The organism is Geothrix paludis (genome assembly GCF_022808815.1).
Lineage (GTDB): Bacteria > Acidobacteriota > Holophagae > Holophagales > Holophagaceae > Geothrix > Geothrix paludis.
The window spans coordinates 108,247-133,187 of sequence record NZ_JAKZLC010000006.1 but is presented as its reverse complement, the minus strand read 5'-3'; the positions used below and the strand labels follow the sequence as shown (position 1 = coordinate 133,187).

At 68.3% G+C, this 24,941-nt stretch carries 20 protein-coding genes and 1 tRNA gene; 6 read left to right on the top strand and 15 right to left on the bottom strand.

Features of this window, described 5'->3' with window-relative positions; translation table 11 throughout:
* Positions 1-15: 15 nt before the first annotated feature.
* A complete protein-coding gene (locus tag MLE64_RS14625; protein WP_243318819.1) occupies positions 16-1,626 on the top strand; it encodes a response regulator in 1,611 nt (536 codons plus the stop codon).
* A gap of 16 nt (positions 1,627-1,642) precedes the next feature.
* Here the strand turns inward: MLE64_RS14625 and MLE64_RS14620 are convergent, their stop codons facing one another.
* The 10 genes from MLE64_RS14620 to MLE64_RS14575 all read right to left on the bottom strand — a co-directional run bounded on the left by MLE64_RS14620 (position 1,643) and on the right by MLE64_RS14575 (position 12,672).
* Entirely contained in the window at positions 1,643-2,722 is a 1,080-nt protein-coding gene (locus tag MLE64_RS14620) for a protein-glutamate methylesterase/protein-glutamine glutaminase (RefSeq protein WP_243318818.1), read from the bottom strand.
* A gap of 124 nt (positions 2,723-2,846) precedes the next feature.
* Positions 2,847-3,764 carry a CheR family methyltransferase gene (locus MLE64_RS14615; RefSeq protein ID WP_243318816.1) on the bottom strand — a complete coding sequence of 306 codons (918 nt, stop codon included), beginning with the start codon at positions 3,762-3,764 and terminating at the stop codon, positions 2,847-2,849.
* Positions 3,765-3,780: 16 nt separating this feature from the next.
* Positions 3,781-4,329: a chemotaxis protein CheW gene (locus MLE64_RS14610; RefSeq protein WP_243318815.1), complete on the bottom strand. Its 549-nt coding sequence runs from the start codon at positions 4,327-4,329 to the stop codon at positions 3,781-3,783.
* Positions 4,330-4,339: 10 nt separating this feature from the next.
* Positions 4,340-5,980 carry a methyl-accepting chemotaxis protein gene (locus tag MLE64_RS14605; RefSeq protein WP_243318813.1) on the bottom strand — a complete coding sequence of 547 codons (1,641 nt, stop codon included), beginning with the start codon at positions 5,978-5,980 and terminating at the stop codon, positions 4,340-4,342.
* 81 nt (positions 5,981-6,061) lie between these two features.
* Complete coding sequence (locus MLE64_RS14600; RefSeq protein ID WP_243318812.1) at positions 6,062-7,687, bottom strand: chemotaxis protein CheA; 1,626 nt, start codon at positions 7,685-7,687, stop codon at positions 6,062-6,064.
* A gap of 8 nt (positions 7,688-7,695) precedes the next feature.
* Positions 7,696-8,196, bottom strand: coding sequence for a chemotaxis protein CheD (locus tag MLE64_RS14595; RefSeq protein WP_243318811.1), 501 nt, complete (start codon positions 8,194-8,196; stop codon positions 7,696-7,698).
* Between the two features lie 35 nt (positions 8,197-8,231).
* A complete protein-coding gene (locus MLE64_RS14590) occupies positions 8,232-8,990 on the bottom strand; it encodes a coiled-coil domain-containing protein (RefSeq protein ID WP_243318809.1) in 759 nt (252 codons plus the stop codon).
* Between the two features lie 53 nt (positions 8,991-9,043).
* Positions 9,044-9,418, bottom strand: a complete 375-nt coding sequence (locus MLE64_RS14585) for a response regulator (RefSeq protein ID WP_243288580.1) — start codon at positions 9,416-9,418, stop codon at positions 9,044-9,046.
* 248 nt (positions 9,419-9,666) lie between these two features.
* A complete protein-coding gene (locus tag MLE64_RS14580; protein ID WP_243318808.1) occupies positions 9,667-11,643 on the bottom strand; it encodes a hypothetical protein in 1,977 nt (658 codons plus the stop codon).
* A 45-nt stretch (positions 11,644-11,688) separates the two neighbouring features.
* Positions 11,689-12,672: a phosphotransferase gene (locus tag MLE64_RS14575; protein WP_243318807.1), complete on the bottom strand. Its 984-nt coding sequence runs from the start codon at positions 12,670-12,672 to the stop codon at positions 11,689-11,691.
* A gap of 109 nt (positions 12,673-12,781) precedes the next feature.
* Here MLE64_RS14575 and MLE64_RS14570 point away from each other — a divergent pair, with 109 nt between their 5' ends.
* The gene (locus MLE64_RS14570; RefSeq protein WP_243318805.1) at positions 12,782-14,149 is read left to right on the top strand and encodes a serine hydrolase domain-containing protein; all 1,368 of its coding nucleotides are present in this window, start codon (positions 12,782-12,784) and stop codon (positions 14,147-14,149) included.
* Positions 14,150-14,152: 3 nt separating this feature from the next.
* On the opposite strand, the gene MLE64_RS14565 is transcribed toward MLE64_RS14570, so the two are convergent.
* The 4 genes from MLE64_RS14565 to MLE64_RS14550 form a co-directional block, all read right to left on the bottom strand.
* Positions 14,153-14,995, bottom strand: coding sequence for an NTP transferase domain-containing protein (locus MLE64_RS14565; protein ID WP_243318803.1), 843 nt, complete (start codon positions 14,993-14,995; stop codon positions 14,153-14,155).
* Positions 14,988-16,310 (bottom strand): hemolysin family protein, encoded by a 1,323-nt coding sequence (locus MLE64_RS14560; protein ID WP_243318801.1) that lies wholly within the window; start codon positions 16,308-16,310, stop codon positions 14,988-14,990. The genes MLE64_RS14565 and MLE64_RS14560 overlap by 8 nt, the downstream gene beginning before the upstream one ends.
* Positions 16,311-16,318: 8 nt before the next feature.
* A complete protein-coding gene (locus MLE64_RS14555; RefSeq protein WP_243318911.1) occupies positions 16,319-17,575 on the bottom strand; it encodes a response regulator in 1,257 nt (418 codons plus the stop codon).
* A gap of 92 nt (positions 17,576-17,667) precedes the next feature.
* Positions 17,668-19,161: a trypsin-like peptidase domain-containing protein gene (locus tag MLE64_RS14550; RefSeq protein WP_243318799.1), complete on the bottom strand. Its 1,494-nt coding sequence runs from the start codon at positions 19,159-19,161 to the stop codon at positions 17,668-17,670.
* A 119-nt stretch (positions 19,162-19,280) separates the two neighbouring features.
* Between MLE64_RS14550 and MLE64_RS14545 the strand changes: the two genes are divergently transcribed.
* Positions 19,281-19,357: transfer RNA gene (locus tag MLE64_RS14545), tRNA-His, on the top strand.
* A gap of 395 nt (positions 19,358-19,752) precedes the next feature.
* Positions 19,753-21,765, top strand: a complete 2,013-nt coding sequence (locus tag MLE64_RS14540; protein WP_243318797.1) for a nucleoside-diphosphate sugar epimerase/dehydratase — start codon at positions 19,753-19,755, stop codon at positions 21,763-21,765.
* A 13-nt stretch (positions 21,766-21,778) separates the two neighbouring features.
* Here the strand turns inward: MLE64_RS14540 and MLE64_RS14535 are convergent, their stop codons facing one another.
* Complete coding sequence (locus MLE64_RS14535; protein ID WP_341482292.1) at positions 21,779-22,183, bottom strand: formyltransferase family protein; 405 nt, start codon at positions 22,181-22,183, stop codon at positions 21,779-21,781.
* Between the two features lie 80 nt (positions 22,184-22,263).
* Between MLE64_RS14535 and MLE64_RS14530 the strand changes: the two genes are divergently transcribed.
* Both MLE64_RS14530 and MLE64_RS14525 read left to right on the top strand, forming a co-directional pair.
* Complete coding sequence (locus MLE64_RS14530) at positions 22,264-23,424, top strand: histidine kinase (RefSeq protein WP_243318792.1); 1,161 nt, start codon at positions 22,264-22,266, stop codon at positions 23,422-23,424.
* Positions 23,425-23,431: 7 nt separating this feature from the next.
* A complete protein-coding gene (locus MLE64_RS14525) occupies positions 23,432-24,787 on the top strand; it encodes a sigma-54-dependent transcriptional regulator (protein ID WP_243318790.1) in 1,356 nt (451 codons plus the stop codon).
* The last annotated feature ends 154 nt before the right edge of the window (positions 24,788-24,941 follow it).

Below are 24,941 nucleotides of genomic sequence, written 5' to 3'. Positions count from 1 at the left end.
GCATCTCATTCGACCATGGCCAGTGTCCTGATGGTGGATGACGAAGAGGATCTCCTCTGGTCGGTGTCTCAGCACTTCGCACGCGAGCGCCCGACCGTGGATTTCAAGATCTGCTCCAACCCCATGGAGGCCCTGTCCCTCCTCCATCGGGAGAAGATCGACGTCCTGATCACCGATTTCCAGATGCCCGTGGTGAACGGCATCGACCTGATGATCCAGGCCCAGAAGATCCAGCCGGACCTCTCCATCATCTTCATCACGGCCTTCGGCAGCCCCCAGATGCGCAAGGAGATCGACCAGCGGGGCGCCTTCGGCTTCGTCGAGAAGCCGTTCGCCCCCAAGGCCCTCATCGAAGAGGTCGATCTCGCCATCCAGTCCAACCAGGGCGGCTTCACCGGCTCCCTGAGCCTGGGGTTCGTGGACCTCGTCCAGCTCTACTCCGCCACCCGGAACACGGGCTGCCTGACCGTGCGGCTGGGCCGGCAGACGGGCCGCGTCTGGCTCAAGGACGGCCAGGTGGTCCACGCGGTCCGGGACCAGGTCACCGGGGCCCAGGCGGTCTACGACCTCATCGCCTGGAAGGGCGGCAACTTCGACATGCAGGAGGGCACCGAGGCGCCCATGCACTCCATCCGGGAGAGCACGGCCATGGTGCTCCTGGAGGGCCTGAGGCTGCGGGATGAGGCTTTGCGCGCGCCAGCGGAGGGATCCTCCTCTCCGGAGACCTCCGGCCGGATCCCCCCCGTCATCCAGCCGCCCCCCAGGGCCATCCCGCCCGACCTCCTCCATGAAGACACACGCCCCAGCTTCGAGCCATCCCGGGGCAAGGAGTTGACCCCCGCGGGTGCCCAGCTCCTGTTCCACCCGGCCCCCAGCCCCCCGGCTCCCCTGGACACCCCGGAGATCATCCGCCTCCACGAGGAGGCGCTCCTGATCCACGGCGTGCTGTCCGAACGCATCGCCCGGGCCGCCAAGCTGATCGAGGCGGGCATCCAGGTTCCCCTGTCCACCTTCCAGCAGGAGGCCGACCTCCTGCTGGGGACCGTCCGGCTCCAGCCGGAGAGGCCCGCCCCGACGCCCTCTCCCGCCCGCCACACCGCCCCGGCGGACGACCCCGTGGTCCAGTTCCTCCAGGAGCTGGAGGAGCGCTACGCCAGCACTCCGGAAGAGCTGGCCAAGGTCCACGCCATCACCGTCCACCCGGATTCCGTCGAGGTGGGGGGCATCGGGCTCCGGCGCCACAACGAAGTCGCCGCTCCGGACCACCGGGAGGGCATCTACGAGTTCAACGGGAACACCCTGTTCACCTGGCACGCCGCCATGAAGCTGTTCGGGTCCCGCATCCCCTCGGACGACGAGTGGGGCACGATCTTCGACGCCATCCCGGGGTTGAGCGACAACAGCCGTCTGGCGAATGGTCAGGCCATCCTGGAGATCCCCTTCGTGGGCCACCGGAACCCGTACGGCGACTTCCTGAATCCGGACGACGAATCCAACCTCTGGTCCTCCACCCCGGACGGCAACGTGAAGGCCCGGTGCTGGTACCTGCTGCGGAACTTCCGCGTGGTCACGCGGTACTCCAACTCGAAGATGTACTCCTTCTCGGTGCGCATCAAAGCTGAATAGCGGCCGAGTGGGCGCCTCAGCCCCGCCACCCACGCCGCACGGCGTCCAGGATGGCCTTCGGCAGCGCCTGGAGCGGCACCACAGCGTCCACCCCGCCCCGCTCCACCGCCTCCTTGGGCATGCCGTACACCACGCAGGAGGCTTCGTCCTGAGCCAGGTTGTAGGCGCCGGCCCGCTTCATCTCCAGCATGCCGTTAGCGCCGTCATCGCCCATCCCCGTCATGATCACGCCCACCCCGTTGGACCCGGCGGCGCGGGCGGCGGAGTGGAACAGGACGTCCACGCTCGGGCGGTGGCGGGAGACCAGGGGCCCGTCGCTCACGCGGACCACGTAGCGGCCGCCGGACCGCGCCACCTCCGTGTGGCGGTTCCCGGGGGCGATCAGGGCGCGTCCCACGAGGATCCCGTCCCCGTCCTCGGCCTCCTTCACCTCGATCCGGCAGACCTCGTTGAGCCGCTTGGCGAAGGCCGCGGTGAACAGTTCCGGCATGTGCTGGACGACCACGATGCCCGCGCAATCCACCGGCATGGTGGACAGCAGCTCCCGGAGCGCCTCCGTGCCCCCCGTGGACGCCCCCACCACCACCACCTGGTCCGTGGTGGTCCCCAGCACAGGCACCCCGGTCTCGATGGGCGGCCGGTGCTGGGGCGCGGCCCGCCTCCGGCGCAGGCGGGAGTGGGCGGCGGCGCGCACCGTGTCGATGATCTGCATGGCCGACTCGTGCAGGAAGTCCCGGACGCCGAGCTGGGGCTTGGTGATGACCGACAGGGCCCCCTCCTCGAGGGCCAGCATGGCCGCCTCCGCCCCCCGCGCGGCCAGGCTCGAGCAGATCACCACGGGCAGGGGATCGTCCTTCATCAGCCGGCGCAGGAAGGTGATGCCGTCCATGCGGGGCATCTCGAGGTCCAGGACGATGACGTCCGGCCTCAGGGTCTGCATCTTCTGGAGGGCGAAGATGGGATCCTGCGCGGTCACCACCCGCATGTCCCGCTCCTGGCCCAGGATGGCCGTGAGCGCCTGCCGGACCACGGCCGAATCGTCCACGACCAGGACCTGGATCGGGAGCTGTCCGGGGTTCCGCTGGAGTTCTGACATCGCGCTCCACCTGCCTGCGTGGTCCTGGCCTGGCTAAAGAAGTACGTGGCCCGATGCCGCGAGACAAGAGAATACGTACGTCAGGGTTCTTATCGGCGGCCGTGCCCGGCCCCTGAAATCACGGTCAGCGCAGCCGTGGCAGCTTCTGCCCGCTGAAGTAGGTGGACTGGAGCGGCGCGTAGATGGTGGGTCCCACGCTGCGCGCCTGCTCGGTGAGGCCGTGGAGGCTTTCGGCATGGCCGAGGAGCAGCAGGCCGCTCGGCGCCAGGTGCGCCAGCAGCTCCTCCACCACCCCCGCCTTGGTGGCCGTGTTGAAGTAGATCAGGACGTTCCGGCAGAAGATGATGTCGAACCCGCCGGGCACGGGGTAGGGCCGGCTGTTCAGGTTCATCCGGGAGAAGGAGACCAGCGACCGGATCTCCGGCCCGGCCTTCATCTTGCCTTTCTCGGGGCCCGTCCCTTCGAGCATGAAGGCCTTGAGGTAGGGCGTGGGGATCTCCTCGGCCTTCTCGATGCGCCACACTGCGTCCTTGGCTTTCTGCAGCACCCGGGTGGAGATGTCGGTGCCCAGGATCTCGATGGACCAGCCCTCCGCGGACGGGAGCTGGTCCAGCAGCAGCATGGCGATGGAGTAGGGCTCCTCCCCCGTCGAGCAGGCGGCACTCCAGACCCGAATGGACCGGGGGCGCCTTCCGGCCCGCGCGTCCTCCACCCACCTGGGCAGCACGCGGGCCTTCAGGAATTCGAACTGGTGGGGCTCCCGGAAGAAGTGGGTCTCGTTGGTCGAGATCCGGTCCAGCATCTCGATGCGCTCAGCCTCGTCCTTCTGGACGGCCTTGAAGTACTCCCCGTAGCTGGTCAGGCCCAGGGCGCGGAGTCGCGCGTGGAGGCGGCCGCCCAAGAGGGCCAGCTTGTGGTCCGCGAGGAAGATCCCGGATTCCCGGTGAATCAGGTCCTGGAAGGCGCGGAACTCCTCCTTCCGGATCGAGTAGTCTCCCGCGGCCTCAGACGCGGGAGAGGCGGGACGCCGCGGTTGGTCCATGGCTGGGGGTGGCCTTTCAGTCGCCTGACGCGGGGTCCGCGCCTTCCAGCGCCGCCTCCGCGGCCTGCCCCGCGATGGCGGTGACCGAGGAGAGCTCGGAGGGGGACAGGGCCTTGTCGATGTCCAGGACCATCACGAACTTCTTCCCGGAGCGCCCCATCCCGAGCAGGTACTCCAGCTTGACCTTGGTCCCGAAGTCCGGCGCCGGCTCGATCTGCTCCTCCGGAAGGTCCACCACCTGGCTGATCGAATCCACGATCACCCCCATGGTCGTCTTGTCCTCGCCCGCGCCCACCTCGACGATCACGACGCAGGTCCGCTTCGTGACTTCCCGCTCGGGAAGCCCGAACTTCAGCGCCAGGTCCACCACGGGCACCACGGCGCCGCGCAGGTTGATCACCCCGCGCACCGTCGGAGGGGCCCCGGGCACCTTGGTGACCGTCCCGTACTCCAGGATCTCCCGGGCCTTCAGGATCCTCACCGCGAACTCCTCGTCCGCGATGAAGAACGACAGGTACTGGCTTTGGTCGTGGTTGGCCAGGTCGGCCAGAACGCTCGTGTCCATCCCCGCCTCCTCAGAACCGCTTGAAGTGCTGGTCTTGGCCGAGGGCGACCGCGGGCTTCATGGCCCGGCCCGCCAGCGGGGCGGGTTCCGGATGCATGAAGTGGGCGGCGGGGGCGTGCCGTGCAACCGCCTCATCCCCGGTCACCTTGAAGAAGGCCACCAACTGCTGGAGGGCTTCCGCCTGGGAGGCGAGCTCCTCCGCCGTGGAGGAGAGCTCCTCCGCCGCCGAGGCGTTCCGCTGGGTGACCTGGTCCACCTGGGTCATGGCCTTGTTCATCTGCTTCACGCCGCTGGCCTGCTCGCGCGACGTGGCCGCGACCTCCTGGACCAGCTCGGCGGTCTTGCGGATGGCGGGGACGAGCTCCTTCAGCTGCTCGCCCGACTTGATGGCCACGCCCACGCTGCCGCCGGCCACTTCGTTGATCTCCTTGGCCGCGCCCTGGCTGCGCTCCGCCAGCTTGCGGACCTCGGTGGCCACCACGGCGAAGCCCCGGCCGTGCTCGCCGGCCCGCGCCGCCTCGATGGCCGCGTTCAGCGCCAGCAGGTTGGTCTGATAGGCGATCTCCTCGATGATCGAGATGCGCTCGGCGATCATCTTCATGGCCTCGACGGTCTTCTCCACGCTCTGGCCGCTCTCGTCGGCATCCCGGGCGCTCTGCATGGCCATCTGCTCGGTCTGGCGGCTGTTGTCGGCGTTCTGCTCGATGGAGCTGCTCAGCTCCTCCAGGCTGGCGGTGGTCTCCTCCACGGAAGAGGCCTGCTCGCTGGTCCCCTGGGAGAGCCCCTGCGAGGTGGAGGACACCTGCTGGGCCGCCGAGGCCAGGGCGTTGGCACCCGTCCTCACCTCTCCGATGGTCTGGGACAGGTTCTCCACCATGCGGTTGTAGGCGGCGCCCATCTCGGCCAGCTCGTCCTTGCCTGACACGTCGACCTTGTCCCTCAGGTCGCCATCGGCCATCTTCCGCATGCCCTCGGCCACCCGGAGCAGGGGGACGGAGATGCCCCGGGAGATCCGCCACGCCACCACCAGCGCCGCGACCACCGAGGCGATCGTGACCACCATGACCATCCGGAGGACGGCTTGGGAGAAACCCTGCATCTGCTGGGCCTTCGCGGTCATCTCTTTCTCATGCCTGGTCATCGCCTTTTCCGCAGTGGCCTCGAGCCGGTGGACGGAGTCCTTGAAGGGATCCTCCGCCTTGTTCAGCTCCTGCGAGGTCTTGAACAGGCCCATGTCGATCTGGGGGAGCACGCGCTCGAACTCCGTGCTGTAGGTGCCCAGGTCCAGGCGGATCGCCCGGACGGCATCCTTGTCCTCACTGGTCTCGAGCCGCTTCTCGACCTGGTCGAGGGTCTCGATCAGGGAGGCGTGGGTCTCCTTCCACTTCCGGACGTAGCCCTCCCGCTTGGCCGCGTCCTCGTAGTTGAGGAACACATCCTTCTCGTAGCGGCGCAGGTTGAGGGTATCCGTGCCGATGTTCGTGAAAGCCTCGGCGAGGACGTACTCGTGGCTCAGGATGCCGTTGGCTTCCCGGCTGAGCTGGTCGACGGCGTTGTTGCCGACCAGGGCCACGGCCACGAGGAGGGCGGCGATGATCCCGAACGCCAGGAACAGTTTCGTCCTGATCTTCAGGTCTCGGATCGAGAACATGGGGACTCCTTTCTACTTAACAAACGGATGAAACGGTCTGGGTCTGAAGCGGAAATGGGGGGACTTCCGGCCGGAGCCGCCTCAGGGCGTCTCGCCGCGGGCCGCGGTGCGGATCACCGCCTCGCGCAGGAGGGCCGGGACGTCCAGGATCATGGCGACCCGGCCGTTGCCCAGGATGGTGGAACCCGAGATGCCGATGGTCTGCTTGAACAGGCTGCCCAGCGGCTTGATCACGGCCTGGCACTCGCCCTGGAGGTCGTCCACGGCGATCCCCGCGCGGCCTTCGCCATGGTGGACCACGACGATCTTCCGGCGGCCCTCGCCGCCCGTCCCGAAGCGGAAGAGCTCCTGGAGGCCCAGGTAGGGCAGCGGCTCGCCCCTCAGGCTGAGCACGCCGGAACCTTCCACCTCGCTGCGCTGCTCGGCGGGGAGGTCGACGCATTCGACCACCGCATCCAGCGGGATGACGTAGGACTCGTCCCCGGCCGTGACCCCGAACCCCTCGATGATGGCGAGCGTCAGTGGGAACCTTAGTGTGAACGTGGTGCCCTGGCCCGGAAGGCTCTTCACGGAGATGGTGCCCCGCAGCCGCTCCACGGCGCGCCGCACGATGTCCATGCCGATGCCCCGTCCGGAGAGGTCCGTCACCCGGGTGGCCGTGGAGAACCCCGGCTCGAAGATCAGGGCCTGGAGGTCCGCGTCGCTGAGCCGGTCGACGTCCTCCACGCCGCCCCACTTCCGGGCCTGCGCCAGCAGCTTCTCCCGCGCCATCCCGCCGCCATCGTCGGCGACTTCGATGATCACGAAGGCCGATTCGTGCCGGGCCCTCAGGTTGATGTGCCCGCAGGGGGACTTGCCCGCGGCCCGCCGTTCCACGCCGTTCTCGATGCCGTGGTCGATGGCGTTCCTGAGGAGGTGGATGAGGGGCTCCCGCAGCTGCTCGACCACGGCGTTATCCACTTCCACGTCGCTTCCCTCGATGGCGAGGTCGATCTCCTTGCCCGTGTGGAGGGCCAGGTCCCGAACCGCCCGGGTGTACCCCTGGAAGAGGGTGCCGACCGGCACGAGCCGGGCCTGCATCACATGCTCCTGGAGCTCGATGAAGAGGCGGTCCATGTCCCGGTGGGCGTCCTGGATGGCGGAGGCCTTCGCCCCGGCGAGCGTGGCGATCTGGGTGTCCAGCCGGCCGCGGCTGATGGCCAGCTCCCCGACCAGGTCCAGCATCCGGTCCAGCTTGGCCACCTTCACCCGGAGGGTCTTGGCGGTGTCCCGGGCCCGGGATCGCCGCTCGGCTCCGGCCTGGGGCTCCTGCTGCGCCGTTCCACCCCCGTGCGAGGCGCCTTCCAGCTCGTTCAGGAGCTCCCGGGTGCCGGCCGGCATCAGGCTCGGATCCTCGGCCCCCGCCAGGGCCCGGAGGGCGTCCACGGAGCGCAGGAGGATGGTGGCCAGGGTGGGCGTGAAGGGCTGGGCCCCTCCGGAGATCTTCTCCAGCAGGCTCTCCAGCCCGTGGGCGAATTCCGTCATGGCCGTGTAGCCCACCATGGAGGCGTCCCCCTTGATGGTGTGGGCGATCCGGAAGATGGTCTTGGCCAGGGCCTTGTCCCCGGGCTGCCGCTCCAGCTCGATCAGGGCCCCCTCGAACTCGTTCAGGTGCTCGCCGGTCTCGGCGAAGAACGTGGCGCGGATGGCATTGAGATCGATGTCCATGCGGCCTCCTAGAGCGTCCTCACCAGCACCGCGCCATCCAGGGTCTGGAAGTGGATCTTCCGGCCGCGGGCGCCCTCCACGTCCTCGCTCACCACGCGGATGCCGTGGGCGGCGAGCCGCTCCCGGGCCACCTGCACGTTCTTGAGCCCGAGGTGGTTGGCGCCGGGGGCCGCCGATCCCAGCACGCAGGCCCCGCCGAAGAGCTTGGCCTGGAGCCGCCCGAGGGATCCGCCCGCCCGGGCCGCGGCGCCGATCAGCAGGTCCGTGGCCGAATCGCCGTAGCGCGCCGAATCGGGCTCTCCCGCCGGATGGTGGGCGAGCAGGAAGTGGTTCATGCCCCCGACCCGCGAGACGGGATCCCAGAGGCAGACCGCCACGCAGGAACCCAGGATCGTGGTCATGGTGCAGGGCACGAGGGACACGTGCAGGTGCCCGGGATGCAGGTAGACCGATACACCACCGCTGGCGGCATCCGCCGGGATCCAGCCAGGGGTGGGCGAGTGGGGCATGGGTCTCCTTGGTGCGGTCAAGCGTCGGGGGGTGGCTACTTCCCGCCCTTCACGAATTCCTGAAGCTTCAGCCGGTAGAGGGCCATGGCCGCGTTCGCGGCCAGCAGGTCGAAGAGCTCCCGGTCGAGGGGCTCGAGGCCGGACTTCTGGGGCAGCAGGCGGTACATGGCGACGGCTCCCACCGTCTCGTCCCCGACGCTCATGACGATGCTGGCCGAGGGCCTGGAGACGTCCAACTCATCCATGCTGAGGACCGCCGGATCCGTCACGTGCATCTTCCGGGACTTCAGGTGGCCGGCCAGGACCCCGTCGGGGCGGGTCATGCTGGCCAGGAAGTCCTCGGGCAGGCCCATGGAGTCGCAGATCTGCCATCCGCCGGCACCGTTCGGCTCGAGCAGCGCGAATTCCTCGCAGCCCACCAGGTTGATGACGATCTCCCGGATGGCGTCCACGAGCTCCGCCCGGTCCAGGGCGCTGTTGAGCCGGTAGCTCGCCACGTAGAGGTTCGCCAGGTTGGTGTTCTGTTGCTCGATGGCCAGCTGCTGCTCAGTGGACTTCTGGTTCGCGTTCACCTGGGCGGTCAGCCGCTCCCGCAGGGCGCTCAACTCGCTCATCTGCTGGTTGGCGCCAGCCTCCAGCTCCTCGACCCGTTTCTGGAGCGCCACCCGCTCGCACTCGAGGGTGGCGACGAGCTCCCTCAGCCCCTCGTTGTCCTCGCGGAGGCGGCGCTCGTACTCGCGCGTCTCCTCCAGCACGCGGCGGACGTAGGATTCTTGGTTGGGTTCGTTGGCCACGGAAAGCTCCAGCAATCGGCTGCGGTTGTTCGGGACCGGGAAGGCTCCAGGCGTCAGGAACCGATGAGGTTGTTGATCTTGCTTAGCAGCTCGGATCCGTTGATGGGCTTGGTGACGTAGTCGTTGCAGCCGACCGTGTAGCCGGTCTCGATGTTCACGCCCTCGCCGCGGGTGGTCACCATGATCACGGGGATGTCCTTGATCTCCTCATGGGCGCGGATCTCCCGCAGGGCGTCGAAGCCGTCCATGCGCGGCATCATCACGTCCATCAGGATCAGGTCGGGCCGCTCCTTCAGCGCCGTCTCGAACCCGGCCTCCCCGTCCCGCGCGATCAGGATGTCGAAGGGGCTGTTCTTGAGGATCATCTGCTCGACCATGAGCACCGTGCTGGAGTCGTCGACGAGCAGGATTTTTTTCCGTTGGGTCATGGGGCCCCTCAACACGAGAAGGACCGGGGCGTCAGGGCGTCCCGGCGCTGTTCGAAAACCGGCAGCTACTACAGCCGGGATTGCAAATCGGCGGCCAATCCCGGCCAGCAAATCTATCAATACATATGATACGTGTTACACATTAAGGGTCGACGAATCCGGAATCCCGCTCTTAGATCAGAATCTGTCCATGGCGGTCAATGATTGACCGGTCAGGGAGCCCGGCCCAGCCACCCCCCTGGATGCCTTCAACCCATCGCCGCTTCCAGGCGCGTGACCAGGCGCTCCAGGTGGGAGCTGAGGGCGTCGATGGGATCCGGCGTCTCCCGCCGGCCCCGCTCCGAGCGCACCCAGCGCCGCAGCAGGGACAGGGTCTGGGGGTCGCGGACGCCCAGCTTCTTGGTGGACTGGATGAGGATCTTGGTCAGCCGCGTCCGGCCCGGGCCCGCTCCCTGGGATTCCTGCAGCTGCTGGCTGAGGCGGAAGGCCTCCTTGGCCACCATGAGGTCATGGCTGATGAGGGGCATCCGGGCGTTGATGCGGCCCAGGAATTCCTCCAGGTAGCCGAACAGCTCCTCCACCAGCTCGGTCCCGCTCACCAGCGCGAACTCCAGGTCGCTCTGGGCGTCCAGGATGCGGCCGAAGGCCGCGGTCAGCCGGTCCATTTCCGAGCGGTCGCGGGCCCGAATGAGGAAGAACTCCGGGCTCCGGCGGAAGGCGTTCACGTGGTTGTGGGCCTGGAAGAGCGTGAGCGAAAGCCGCAGGTAGTCCTTCTCGCGGACCTGGGCGCGGAGCTTGGGCAGGAGCCGGGCGAGCTGCTCCCACAGGCGGTAGAGGCGCTGGCGCAGCTGGTCGCCCTCGTCCTTCAGCGTGGGGGAATTCGGGAACATGCTCTGCCGCAGCTCCGCGGAGAAGGTCCTCACCAGGTCGGCCATCAGCTGCCGCTGGTGGTTGATGAGGCCGCTCTTCAGGTGGTCCAGGGTGAGCGCGAGGTGGTCGGCGTCCGCCTGGGCCAGGGCCTCGTGCAGCAGCTCGTGGATGCTGGTCAGGTCCTGGCTCAGGGTGAACACCGCCTGCTGAAGGAAGGCCGACAGCAGCAGGGTCTCCTCCGTCCCCTTCGGGAGGCCCTCCATGATCTTGCTCCGGCCCAGCTGGTCCCCGAGCCGCGCCAGCTCCCGTTCCACGACGAAATAGATGGGCACGGCCGCGTAGCGCTCCTGCTCGGTCATGTTCCCCGCCGGCGGGATCGGATCCACGAGGCCCAGGATGGTCAGGTGGGAGGCCAGGCTGTGGGCGAGCACGCGGAAGGCCTTGGGCTGGGAACCGCGCACCCCCTTGAGGGTGGCCCGGACCTCCTGGGTCAGCATGGATTCCAGCCGCCCGCTGTCATAGCGGGGCAGCGACCAGCCGAGGTGGTTCCAGAGCCAGGTGAGGCTGCCCCGGATCTGCTCCAGGGCCCCCCAGTTGATCCCCTGGTCCAGGGGCCACAGGAGGATCAGGCGGAGGGTGTCCAGCACGTGCTGGACCAGCAGCAGGGGCTCGACCCGCGAGAGGGTCTCCCGGGGCACGAAGGTCTCCAGGAGGTCCACCAGCCGGTGGATGGCCTCGATGGGCCGGCCCTCCGCGCCCTGGAGGGCCCGGTTGAGGGCCTTCATGCGGCTGTTGAGCTGGGACACCCGCTCCTCGCCCCCGGGCCCGTCCACGAGGACCGCCAGCAGCTCCTTGAAGCTGTCCCGGCGCTCCTGCAGGAAGGCCGCCCAGTCATCCAGGAGCTGGAAGGGGTCCTCCGGCCCGAAGGAGGTGGCCATGGTCCGGAGGGAGGCGACCAGGTCCAGGAGGTAGACCACCCAGGCCGGTTCCTTGTGGGTCTGGAGGACCTCGAGGTGGGCCTCCTGGGCGAGGGCCTTCAGCTCGTTCAGGGCATGGGACAGGACCAGCCCCATGGCCACGCGGTCCTTCCCCTGCTTCGGGCCGGAGAGGTGGTTGAGGAAGACCAGGAACAGGCCCAGGGAGCGCTGGAGCTTCGCCTGCTGGGGCGCGGCCAGCGCGGGCGCCGCCTGGCTGGAACCCGAGTCCAGCAGGGGTCCCAGCTCCCCTTCCGTGAACAGGAGGATCTCCTTCAGCAGCTGGAGATCCTGCTGGGAGAGCGCCTTGCCCCTGACCAGTTTCCGGGCCTGCATCAGGGGGTTGGACTCGCGCTCCACGGAGGACATGGCCAAGAGCATAACCCGCTTCACCAGCCTCCCAGGGCGCCGGGGGCGGCTTGTGACTCAGCCCTTCAGCAGCCGGTCCTCCGCCAGGCGCAGCATGTGCTCGGCGGCCAGGACGCCATCCTGGTGGTTCATGCGCTGGAAGTGGCCGCGCAGGTGCCGCAGGGTGCGGGGGATGGCCGGGGCGAAGTGGCACTTGTGGCGGTGCACGAGCTGATGGCCGAAGGTGCCCAGGGCCTTGAGATTCCGCTGGAGGGCGCTGAGGTTCAGCTCCTCCAGCAGGGCCTCGTGATTCCAGCCCAGCTCGGTCTGGAGGGGTCCCACCAGGGCGCGTCCGGCCTCCCGGGACCAGTCCCAGTAGCCGTCGTAGAGGATGCTGGCCAGGTCGTAGGTGGCGGCGCCCCGGCGGGCGTCCTGGAAGTCGATGACCACCAGCCGGTCCCCGTGGACCATGAGGTTGCGCACGTGGAAGTCGCGGTGGGCGAAGAAGTGGGCCCGGGTCTCCAGGCTGGCGTGGGCCTCCTCCATCATGCGGTCCAGCCAGCGGGGCGGATCCTTCTGGAGGAAGTCATGGAAGAAGTTGACGCGGCAGTACTCCCACTCGAAGGCGAACTTGGCCTGGTCGAAGACGCGGCCCATGAAGAAGGCGTGGGCGGGGGCCCCCAAGGTGAGAGGGCCGGCCAGGGTGGCCAGGAGCCAGCCCGCCTGCTCGGCCCAGCGCAGCTCCTCCTCGGGATGCTCCACCAGGCGGCGCTCCAGGGAGGTGTCGCCCAGGTCCTCCACCAGCAGGCAGCGGTCCCCGTCGTCGCACTGGAGGATGGTCGGCACCCGCAGCACCGGATCCAGATAGGCCTGCAGGGCCCGGAACTCGAAGTAGCTGTCGTCGGGCTTGTCGGGGGTGTCGAGGGGATGCAGGACCACCAGCGCCGTGCCCAGCTGGGGATGGGCCACCCGCGTGTACTGGCGCGCACCCGCGTCCCCGGCAAGGGGATGCGGATCCGACAGGTTCCAGCGCGCCAGGGCGCGGGCGAGGCGGGGGTCCATCCCTTCAGGGTAATCCCAGAGGGTGATCGGAGCATGGCGTTCCTGGCCGGGAATGGGGGGCTCAACCCCACACGATCCCTGTCGTAGACCCCCCATTCCCGGAGCCCCCATGCGCCTGCTCGCCTGCCTGCTGGCCCTCCTCCTCCCCCTGCGGGCGGAGGACGCCGTGGATGCCCTCGTCCGCGGCCACATGGCCCACGCCCACATTCCCGGTGCCGCGGTGGCCATCCTCCGCCAGGGCCGGATCGAGAAGCTGGCCGCCTACGGCACCGCCAGCCTGGAGTCCGGGAGCCCCGTCACGCCCGACACCCCTTTCCAGATCGCCTCCAGCACCAAGCTGTTCACGGGCGTCCTGCTCATGCAGCTGGTGGAGGAGGGCAGGCTCCGCCTCGACGCGCCGATCTCCACCTACCTGGGCGACGTGCCGCCTGCCTGGCGGGCCGTCACGGTGCGGCAGCTGGCCGCCCACGCCTCGGGCCTGAAGCCGGTCATGGCCATGGGCGGACCGATCACTCTGGAGCAGGCCGTGAAGGGCACCCTGGCCGAGCCCCTGGCCGCCGCGCCCGGGGCGGTCTCCGCCTACGGATCCGACGACTTCTCCGTGCTGGCCCTGATCCTGGAGAAGGCCGGCGGCCGCCCCTTCCAGGAACTGCTGCGGGCGCGCATCTGGCAGCGCATTGGAACTGCCGGCTGCGCCTTCGAGGACGCCACGGAGGCGGGCCTCACCCGCACGGCGGAGGTGATCCCCGGCCGGGCCCGCGTGTACCAGTGGCAGGGAGACCGCCAGCGCCTCCACTGGTTCCGCTACCCGCCCCACACCTATGCCGCCGGGGGCGCCTTCGTGAGCCTGCGGGACCTGGCCGCCTTTCTCCTGGCCCTGGACCAGGGCAAGCTCCTCGGTGCCGGGCGGGAGACCCTGTGGAAGCCCTTCCGCCTGAACGACGGCCATCCGGCCTCCTTCGGCGCGGCCTGGGCCGTGGGCACCCTGGCGGGGCGGCCCTGGGGTGGCCACAGCGGTGGCCCCGCCCTGGCGGACGTGATCTACCTCCCCCAGGAGCGGCTGGGCGTCATCGTCCTCACGAACCAGCAGCGGCTCGCCCCGGTGCTGGCCCGCGCCATCGCGGCGCGCCTGCTGGGCCCCGGCCCCCTGGCCCTGGAAGCGGCGCCGGCGGATCCGGACCCCGCCCTCACCACCCGCCATGCCGCCCTGATGGCGGCCCTGGCCCAGGGCCGCGCCGAGGCCTCGGCCTTCAGCGGCGAGGCCGCGAAGAGCCTGCCCGAAGCTGCCGGGTGGCTGGATCTCCAGCTGCCACCCTATGGCCCGGTCCAGCGGATGGTCTTCCTCGGCGAGGAGCGGCGGGAGGGGCGGCGCCTCCGGACCTACCGCGTCTTCCACACCTCGGGCGTGGTGGTGGCGTGGACCTTCACGCTGGACGGCGAGGGCCGCGTCGCGGACTTCGACCTGAAGGAGGAGTAACCCTCAGAGCCCCAGCCGCACCTGATTACCATCCTCCTCGAACCAGAGGGCGTCCTCGTCCGTGACAGCCGCCGGAGGCGCCGCACCGGGTCCCAGGACACAGCGGGTGAGCTGCCCCGCCGGGCGGGCCGTCGGGTGCAGGTAGCAGCCCGGGATCCGTCCCTCCTGGTCGGGCGCCAGGTCCGCGGCGGCCTCGATGAGAGCCCGGGGCGTCCCCACCTCCCGCCAGGGGAAGGGCTCGACCACGACGCCGTGGTGGAAGGGCAGCCGGGGCCTCAGGTCGTTCACCTCGCTGGGGCCCTCCGGCAGCAGGGCCAGGGCCTCCGGGGACCAGGCGGCGGCCCCGGTGAAGTGGTAGGGACCCCAGGGACCCGTCACGCCCTTCGGCAGGACCCGGCCCTCGTGATCCATCCACACGGGGTTCCAGTCCCCGCCGGGGTGGGGCACCAGGAGCCAGCTGAGCGTCGCCCTAACCCCGCCATGGCCCTCGCGGTGCCGGGTCCGCAACAGATCGAAGGGCACCTCGTCGGCCCAGATGTCGGCGTTCCACACCAGCAGCTCAGCCGCCACGCGCCCCAGGGCGTGGCGCAGTCCCCCGGCGCTGCCCAGCAGCTGCGGCTCGTCGCAGACTTCGATCCCGTCGGCCACGGCCCGCAGGCGCTCCGGGTGCAGGTGGGCATTGCAGGCGATCCGCGCGGTCTCGGCGCGGCGCAGGGCCTCGGCCCCCCACTGCAGGAGCGGCCTCCCCCGCAGGGTCCAGGCCGGCTTGGGCAGGCAGGCGCTCAGGGGGCCCATGCGCGTGCCCAGGCCCGCGGCCAGAAGAAACCCATCGAGGGGCTCAGGCATCGGCGTCTTCCGTGGCGCCGTGCTCCGCCGGCAGGGGCTTCAGCAGGAACTGCCCGGGGGCCAGGCCGCGCATGGACAGCACGCGGATGCGCCAGCCCTGGAGCCGCAGCTCGTCGCCCGGACGCAGCACCCGGCCCAGGCGCTCCTGGAAGAAGCCGCCCAGGCTCACGGAGCCCGCCTCGGCCTGGAGGTCCAGCCCCAGGTGATCCACCAGCTGCTCCAGCATGACGTCACCCTGGGCCAGCCAGGCCCCGCCCCGGGTCTTACGCAACTGGATCGCCTCGCGGTCGAACTCGTCCTGGATCTCGCCCACCAGCTCCTCCAGCACGTCCTCCAGCGTCACCAGGCCGTCCACGCCGCCGTGCTCGTTCACCACCAAGGCCAGATGCTGCTTGCGCTGCTGGAACTCCAGCAGCAGGCCCTGGATGGGCTTCATCTCCGGCACGAAGAAGGCCGGCCGGGCCAGGGCCCGCAGGTCCACGGGCGCCGGGCCGTCCTGCATGGCCCAGAGCAGCTCCTTGAGGTGCACGACGCCCACCACCCGATCCAGATCGCCCTCCACCAGCGGGATGCGGGTGTGGATGGTGGTGCGGGCCAGGGCCAGGTTGGCCTCCAGGTCCTGGTGGAGGTCGAAGGACACCACCTGCGCCCGGGGCACGGCGATCTCCTTCACGGTGCGCCGGCTGAAGTCGAACAGGTTCTCGATGAGCTCCTTGCGGTCAAGGTCCAGGCGGCCTTCCGCCTGGCTGCGCTCGAGCATGCGGCGGAACTCGGCCTCGGAGGGCACCAGGTCCTCCACGCCGGCTTCGGGATGGATGCCCACGGCCCGCAGCACCAGGTGGCTCAGGCGGATGAGGACCCAGGTCAGGGGGCGCACCAGGCGGGACCAGGCCAGCAGGGGGGCGGCGGTGCGAAGGGCCCAGGGCAGGGCGGCGCGGATGGCCAGGCTCCGGGGCACCAGCTCCGCCAGCACCACGTCCAGGGTGGTCATCACCAGCAGGGCGAGGCCGGAGCTCACGGGCGCGACCATCGCCGGCCAGGGCAGGTGGCCGAACAGGGCGCGGAAGAGGTGGCTGAACAGCTCCTCTCCCACGGCGCCCAGGGCCAGGGCGCAAAGCACGATGCCGGCCTGGATCGAGGAAAGATGATGGCCCAGCGCGCGATGGACCTCCAGCGCGGAGGCCGCGCGGGAATCGGCGTCCGCCAGGGCCTCCAGCTGCGTGGGCCGTACGCGCACCGCCGCGAACTCCGCCATCACGAAAAACGCGCTGAGCAGGAGGAGGGCGACGCAGACGAGGGCTGCGAGGAGGGACATCGGGATCCTCAGCCCTTGGCGAGGTCGGATCCCCGCCGCAGGTGGTCCTGGACTTCCCGGAGGAGGGTGTCCAGGTTCCGGAGGCGGTCCCGGTGCTCGGAAAGCTGGCCGTAGGCGGCCTGCTTCTCCCGCTCGAGCACCGCGTGGGCCTCCCGCTGTTCCGCCAACTCCTGCTTCAGGCGGGCCAGCTCCGCCTCCTTCTGGTCCATCCCGTTCATCAGCTCCAGCCGCTCGCCGTCGTGCTGGACGAGGGTCTCGTCGAGCTGCTGGCGCAGCCCCGCCACCTGGGACGTGAGCCGGAGGGCCTCCTTCTCGCGCTGCTGGAGCGTCTCCTGGCAGGACTGTAGCTCCTGCTCCCGCTCCTCGGCGCCGGCGACGCTGGCGGCGAGCTTGGCCTCCGCCTGCTTCAGGCGGGCCTTGAGTTCCGTCTGCTCGCGCTCCTGGACCTGCATGGCGGACTTCATCGCTGCCAGGTCCTTCTGGAGCCGGTCCGAGGTCGTCCGGGCGTCCTCGGCCTCCTGCCGGGCCGCGGCGAGATCCCGGTCCCGGGCCGCGATTTCATCGAGGTTCAGGGTGGCGGCCCCGATGCGCTCATGGAGGTAATCCTCGGCCTCCCGGAGCTGCTGGTCCCGCACCCGCAGCTCCTCGCGCAGGGCGACGACCTGCTCCTCCAGCAGGTGGGCGCGAGTGGTGTCCGGGGGCCGCGTGGACCGGCTCTGTTTCGCGGCGGTGGGGACGGGAGCGGGGGGCGGCGGTTCGGGGCTGGGCGACGGCGCCGGCACCGGCGCCGGCTTCGGCGTCGACGGGGCCATGGCGCCCCGCAGGTTGTCCAGCCAGTCGTCGCCCCCCTCCACGTCCGCCAAGTCGCCCAGGGGATTGTCCGGATCCACCGCGCGGGCGGGCACCAGGGGCGAGAGGGCCGCCACCAGGGCGCTGGGGGCGATGGGCTTGCGCAAATAGACGTCCGCCCGGCCCTTGAGGCTCTGGTGCCTGCGGTACTCCTCCTCCGTGGCCTTGGCGCTGATGAGGGCGATCTTCAGCGCGCCCAGGGCCGGCTGCCGGCGGAGGGTCGAGCAGAGCGCGTAGCCCTTGTTGTCCGCCACCTCGACGCAGATGAGCGCGGCCGCGAAGCCGCCCCGCTCCAGGCGCTCCACCACGCCGTCCGGCGAGCTGGCCACCTCCAGATCGAAGGCCGCCTCCAGGCTGACCTTGTGCTCCTTGAGGAAGCTCCGGTCGCTGTCCACAAGAAGGAGGCGCAGGCCCATGATTGATCCTTACCCTGGTTGAACCTTCGAGTTTACCCTGAACGGCCGGAGCCCCGGGTGGACCGGGGCTCCGGATCGGGTCACAGGCAGGTTCAGCGGGGCGGGATGGCCAGGGTGATCTTCTGGGCCCCGTTGGGGCTCTGGATGAAGAGAAGCAGGGTCTTGCCGCCGGCCTTCTTCACCTGGGCGTTGAACTCGGCCAGGTTGTTCACGGGCTGCCGGCCCACCTCGGTGATAACCAGGCCGGGGGCCAGGCCGCGCTCGGCCGCCGGGGAGCGGGGATCCACGGAGGTCACCACCACGCCCTTGAGCCGATGCTTCAGGTCCATGGGCTCCACGGTGAAGCCGTAGGTCTTTTCCAGGTTGATGCCCTTCGCGTCGCCCTGGGACTTCTGGCCGCCCTCATCCTCGGGCTCTTCGCCGGAGTCGCGGCGGCGCTGTTCCTCCAGAGCCTTCCGGTCCCCCAGCGTGGCCGTCAGGGTGAGGGTCTTGCCGTCACGCCAGACGCTGAGCTTCACGGTATCGCCCGCCCGGCGGCCTGAGATCACGCTCACCAGTTCGTCCTGGCTGCGCACGGGCTGGCCGTCCACGGCGGTGATGACATCCAGGCGCTGCAGGCCCGCCTTGTCCGCCGCCTGGCCCTTCTCCACGGTGCTCACCACCACACCCTCCTTGGCGCCGAGGGCGTCCTGGTAGGCCTGATCGAGATCCTGGGGTCCCACTCCCAGGTAGCCGCGGCTCACGGGCTTGCCGCTGCGGAGGTCCTTGATGATGCGGTTCACCTGGCTGATGGGCACGGCGAAGCCGATGTTCTGGCCCGCGGGGTTGATGGCGGTGTTGATGCCGATGACCTCGCCCTTGAGGTTCAGCAGGGGGCCGCCGGAGTTGCCGCGGTTGATGGCGGCGTCGGTCTGGAGGAAGGAGCTGACGCCGGTGTCCAGTTTCCGGCCCTTGGCGCTGATGATGCCCTGGGTGACGGTGTGCTCCAGGCCGAAGGGGTTGCCGATGGCCACCACCCACTCGCCGATCTTCAGGGAATCCGACTCGCCCAGCTTGGCGAAGGGCAGGTGGGCGGCGTCGATCTTGATGAGGGCGATGTCCAGTTCCTTGTCCTTGCCCAGCACCGTGGCCTTGTAGCTCTTCCCGTCGCTGGTCTTCACCTCCAGGGAATTGTCCGCGGCGCCGCCCATGCTGGCGATGACGTGGTAGTTGGTGAGGATCTCGCCCTGGGGGCTGATGATCACCCCGGAGCCACCGGAGACCGCGCGCTGTTCGTCCTCGCCGCCCCTCGGGGACCGCCGCTGCTGCGGCCCGCCGGGGCCGAAGAAGAAGTCGAAGAAGTCATCGCCCCCGACCTGGGGGTGCTGGAAGCGCTGGTTCTTCACGAAACTGGTGTTGGTGATGGCCACCACGGTGGGGTTCAGCTTCTCGGCCACCTCCGCGATGGGCGGGAGGCGATCCGCTCCCCGCGCCTCCACCGTCACCGGCTTCTCCTCCTGCGCCTGGGCCTGCCAGCCGTAGCTCAGGCCCATCCCCAGGGCCATGCAGCCGGCCGCGAAGGCCGACAACCCCAAGATCTGCTTCATCTGACGATTCATGGATTCCTCACTTGCCGGATCCCCGGCATGCCTTTCGATGACCGCAGTCCCATGAAGGTTCCCGCTGGCCTTTCAGGACCGCCCCGGATAATCTGAATGGTCCGACGGCGGCTGTAGCTCAGTTGGTTAGAGTACTGGATTGTGATTCCAGGTGTCGTGGGTTCGAGTCCCATCAGCCGCCCCAATTGCAAAGGCCCCGCTCGCGGGGCCTTTGCAATTGGGGAAGTCCCTGCGGGACTCGAACCCACCCCGGCCACGCGCGCGTGGCCGGGGTCCAGCGTCGAGTGGGACCGCGAAGGCCCTCCGGGGGAGGGCCGGGAGCGGGACCGGCAGACCGCGCAGCGGGATGCGGTTCGAGTCCGACCGGGTGGGTCGAAGGCCTGGGTGGGGCGCCTGATGGAACCCGGCCCCGACTGGACCATCTGAACCCAGGCCTCAGGCCCGCCTGACCCGGATCCACCCCGCTGGCCGCCCCCGCTCGGAGCCCCGGCTTGGAGGAGAGGCCATAAACATTTTTTTTAACCTATTGCTTACAGCTCAAGAGGCATTATTGTTAAATTCCTTCATTATGAGTGCATCATGCATGAAAACACTCCGCAGTCCCCTGACAATGAGGCCAACGAGGCGCCTGGGCCTCTTGGCCTCCTGAAGCGACCAGCCATCCGCCAGGCCTGCAAGCTGGTCCTGGACACCGGGGTGGCGGCGCTCGCCTGGGTCGTGGCCACCAGCCTGGTCCACCAGGATCTGCCGACCCTGTACGGCGCCGCCTCATGGGTGGTCTTCGCCATGGCCGTGAACCTCGCCTTCCGGTACACCAGCCAGCACTTCCGTCTGCTGGGGATCGAGGAGGCCGAATCCTTCATCTTCGGCACCATCGTCATGGTGTCCATCCTCGTCCTGGCCTCCGCCTTCAAGGATCGCCTGGGCCTCGACCTCGATTCGCACAACCTGCTCCTGGTGGCGGGGCTCATCACCTGTCCCATGTGGCTCGCCCTCCGGCTCGTCTTCGTGGCCGGCTACCACCGCCTGTCACAGCGCAAGTTCGCCACGCGGGGCCGGTTGGATCCCGCCGGGAATCGCGACCAGGCCGTCCACCGGACCCTCATCGTCGGGGCGGGCCGGGCGGGCGCCCTGCTCTGCCAGGAGCTTCGCGCGAACCCCCAGCTCCAATGCGAGGTGGTCGGGTTCGTGGACGACGCCCTCGAAAAGCAGGGGGTCCGGATCCACGGCATTCCTGTCCTCGGGCACAGCCACCTCCTGCCGGTCTTCATCAAGGAGCGCCAGGCCACCCAGGTGATCCTGGCCATGCCGCGCGTGCCCGGCGCCAAGCTGAAGCAGCTGAGCGAGGTACTCCAGATCCAGGGCGTGCGGGTGAAGACCGTCCCCGGCATCTCGAACCTCATCGGGGACCGCCCCTGGAAGCCCGAGCTGCGGGACATCGCCATCGAGGACCTGCTCCGGCGGGAGCCCGTGACCCTGGACCTCAGCGCCATCAGCCAGGAGGTGGAGGGTTCCGTGGTCCTCATCACGGGCGCGGGCGGCTCCATCGGCAGCGAGCTGGCCCGGCAGGTGGCCCCCTTCCGGCCCGGACGGCTGGTGCTGCTGGGACGGGGGGAGAACAGCCTGTGGGAGGTCGAGCGCGAGCTGCGCAAGCAGTTCCCCGGCATGAACCTCGCGGTGGAGCTGTGCGACATCCGGAACCCCCTCCGGCTCCAGCGGGCCTTCGAGTCCTGCAACCCGGCCATCGTCTTCCACGCGGCGGCCCACAAGCATGTCCCCTTCCTCGAGCGGAACCCGGAAGAGGCCATCGAGAACAACATCTTCGGCACGCTCAACGTCCTGAGGGCGGCCCTCGCGGGGGACGTCCGGATCTTCGTCAACATCTCCACGGACAAGGCGGTGAACCCCACGAACGTGCTGGGGGTGTCCAAGCGGATCGCGGAATCCCTGGTCATGCAGGCCGCGGACGAGGCCCCGGCGGACCGCCGATTCGTGAGCGTCCGCTTCGGGAACGTCCTCGGCAGCCGGGGCAGCGTGATCCCCCTCTTCCGCGACCAGATCCGGACCGGCGGCCCCCTCACGGTCACCCATCCGGACATGACGCGGTACTTCATGACCATCCCCGAAGCCAGCCAGCTGGTCCTCCAGGCGGGCGTCCTCGGGGAGACGGGGAAGGTCTTCGTCCTCAACATGGGCGAGCCCGTGCGGATCGTGGACATGGCCATGGACATGGCCCGCCTCTCCGGCCTGAACCCGGGCATCGACATCGACATCCAGTTCACCGGCATGCGGCCCGGGGAGAAGCTCTTCGAGGAGCTCTTCACGGATGGCGAGCAGGGGGATGGGGACCCCCAGGCCAAGGTCTTCGAGGCCATGCAGCCCCCTCCCGATCCCTGGCTCCTGGATGTCTCCCTGCAGAAGCTCCGGGATGCCATCCACCTGCCCGAGGGCCAGCGCCAGCGGGAGATGCTCCGCTGCTTCAAGCAGCTCGTGCCTAGCTACCAGCCTTCCTCGCAGGGCCTCGGGCGCTATGCCGAGGCCGCCTCGGGCCCCTCCCCGCCCGTGCTCGAGGAAGTCCCCCTGTTCAACTGACCCTCTGGGATCCCTACCAGACTCCATCCTGGAGGCCCCGCGCCAGGTAGGCCCAGAGGGTGGGGTGATCTCGCAGCTCGGAGGGCAGGCTGGGTCGGAAGGGCTTGAGGTCCCCGCGCAGTGCATCCTCCACGGCCTTCACGGCGATGGGGGGGAAGGTGGCCGCCTGCAGGTAGAAATAGGTGGCGAAGTTGTCCCGGCGGCTGGGGGTGAACCGTGCCTGATAGATCACATCGCCCGTGTCGACGCCCGCGTCCACGAGGTGGACCGTCACGCCCGCGTGGTCGGGATCGCCGTTGACGAGGGCCCAGTATCCTCCTCCCTGCCCGCGGTACTTGGGCGTGATGCCGGAACGGAAGTTCATCACGGGCACCCGGATGGCGCTGAGGGTCTCCTTTGCCGACGGCCCTTGATCCACCCATTGAATCAATCAGGCCATTCCATACGTTATCAAGGGGTGCCAATCTGTCCCTCGAAGCGATCCCGAAGGGAGGCCGTGTGAATTCCGACGGTCCATTTCCGATCCAATTCCGGCCCAATATCCCGCCTCGGCATGGTTTCACGGAGTCCCATTCTGAGAACCTGCTGCGGGATTCGGTGCTCATTGCGGCGGCACTCACGGGCGCGCAGGTGGCCTTGGTCATGCAGGACGAAGGCGGCGCCTGGTACCGTGATGGCAGCGGCCTCACGAGCGAACAGCTCGCGGATCTTGAGCCGGCCTCATCCCAAGGACCCGACCCCGAATCGAGGGCCCGCCTGCTGGAGAAGCACGGGCTTCTGGTTGTCGAGGCCCTGCCTCTGGTCGATGATCGGCGCCTGGTCGTCGGCAGCCTGTGCGTGCTGTCGGCGGAACCGCTTGTTCTTTCCGAGGCCCAACAGGTGGGGCTGAGATTGCTGGCTGAACATGTCCAGATCATCGTGAGCATGGATCGCCAGAAATCCGAGTCGCGCGCCACGCCTCGCTCACCTTCGGCGGCGTCTTTTGTGCCGGGGCTCGTCCATGAACTCGGAAGCTTCATATTCGGGATCTCGGCGAGCCTAGACGCCTTCGAGGCAAGGTTCGCGGACGTGGGCGGGATGAATAAGTACGGAGCCAACATCCGGAGAAGCCTGGACCGGATGAGCGCCTTCATCGTGGAGTTGAGAGAGTACGGCTACCCGCAGGGGCTTTCCTGGACCATGCTCGCGCTCGAGCCCTTGCTGCGGGAAGCCATCGAGCACAATCTTCCCCTGGCGGCGAAAAACGGCCTTGATCTTCAGCTCCACATCGAAGGCTCCTTGCCAGCGGTCAATGCCGACAAGCAGGGTCTGCAGTCGGCCTTCACCCGCATGATTGGCCTGGTCCTGCAGCAGGAGGAACCAGGCGGCCACGTGGTACTCGACGTCACAAGCAGCCATCCTGGACGCAGGACCGTGATCTCCGGGCATCTGGATTTTTCTGATACGAAGATGAAAAACATCGATACGGCCCGTCTGTTCGAACCTTTCTATTTCCGCGTTTCCGGCATAGGCCGGCTCACACTGCCAGGAGCCCGGCGGGTTTTCGAGGCCCATGGAGGAACCCTGACGGCAGGTCCTGGAGCCGAGGGAAGGATGAGGATCAGCTTCATGCTGCCCTCGGAATTGTCCTATCCTTTGCGAGCAGCCAGTCAACCTTGAGGGTTCCATGGCGAAGGCGAAGATTCTGGTCGTGGACGATGACGAAGTCATTGTCTTTGCGATCCGGGATTACCTGGAGCTCCGCGGTTTCACCGTGGATGATGCGGAGACCTGCGCTGAAGCGGAGATCAGGTACCGCGCGGATGTCTATGATGCCGTCACGCTGGATTACTCCCTGCCGGATGGGAACGCCATCGAGCTGCTTCCGAAGCTCAAGGCCATCGATGCCGGAGTTCCCATCATCCTCCTCACCGGGTACGCAAGCATCGAACTCGCCGTTCGAGCCATCCAGCTTGGGGCCGAGCAATTCCTGGTGAAGCCCCTGGATCTTCCCGCCCTTCTCGTGGTGATCGAGCGGGCGCTTGAAAACCAGAAGAACCGCAGGAAGCAGCTGGCTCGCGACTCGGCGGATCAACCCCAGCGCGCGGTGGATCCCTTCATCGGGGAGAGCCTTGCCATCCATAAGCTGGAGGAGCAGTCCCATCTCGCGGCTGCGACCGAGAGCCCCATTCTCATCCTGGGCGAGACAGGCACGGGGAAGAGCGAGCTGGCCCGATGGATCCACCGGAACAGTTCCAGGGCTTCAGAGCCGATGCTCGAGCTCAATTGTGGAGGGCTCAGCAAGGATTTCCTGGAATCAGAGCTGTTTGGGTACGAGAAGGGGGCTTTCACGGGAGCGATCGGGGTCAAGGTCGGCCTGCTCGAAGCCGCCCACCGCGGCACCGTCTTCCTGGATGAAATCGGGGACATGGATGCACAGATTCAACCCAAAGTCCTTAAAGCGCTGGAAGAAAAGCGCTTCCGACGATTGGGTGGACTCCAGGACCGGAAGGTGGATTTCCGCCTGATCGCGGCCACCCACCAGCCGCTGGAGCGGCTTGTCCAGGAGCAGCTCTTCCGGTCGGACCTCTTCTACCGCATCAGTGCCATCCAGATCCTTGTACCTCCATTGCGCGAGCGGGCCGAGGACATCCCCGCCTTCGGCCAGGTCCTCCTGAACCGGCTGACCCACGATTGCGGGCGGGAGCAGATGCATCTCTCCCAGGGCGCCCTCATGAAACTCAAGCATCATTCCTGGCCCGGGAACATCCGCGAGCTGCGCAACGTCCTGGAGAGGGCCTTGATGGGCGCCAAGTCCCCCATGATCGAAGCGCAGGACCTGGACTTCGCCTCCAGCCCCGACGGCAAGGGATCCGTGGGGCCCACCAACCTGACCCTGAAGGAGCTGGAGCAGCACTACATCATCCAGGTCCTCAATGAAGAAGGCGGCCATGTGGACCGGGCTGCCAAGCGACTCAATATCCCCCGGAGCACCCTCTACCAAAAACTCAAGACTTACGGGCCCGAACCGTCCAGATTCTAGAATTCAGATCTGAAGTTCAGACGTGAGCCTTTCCAGGGGGGTGGTCCCTGCTTTGTTTCATTGTGATTAGTCCTCGCAACACGCGATTTAACAAGTTGTGATCCCCTTGGTTCGCGGTGGCACCTCCGTTGCTGTTGGTTAGCTGCGGAGGTTC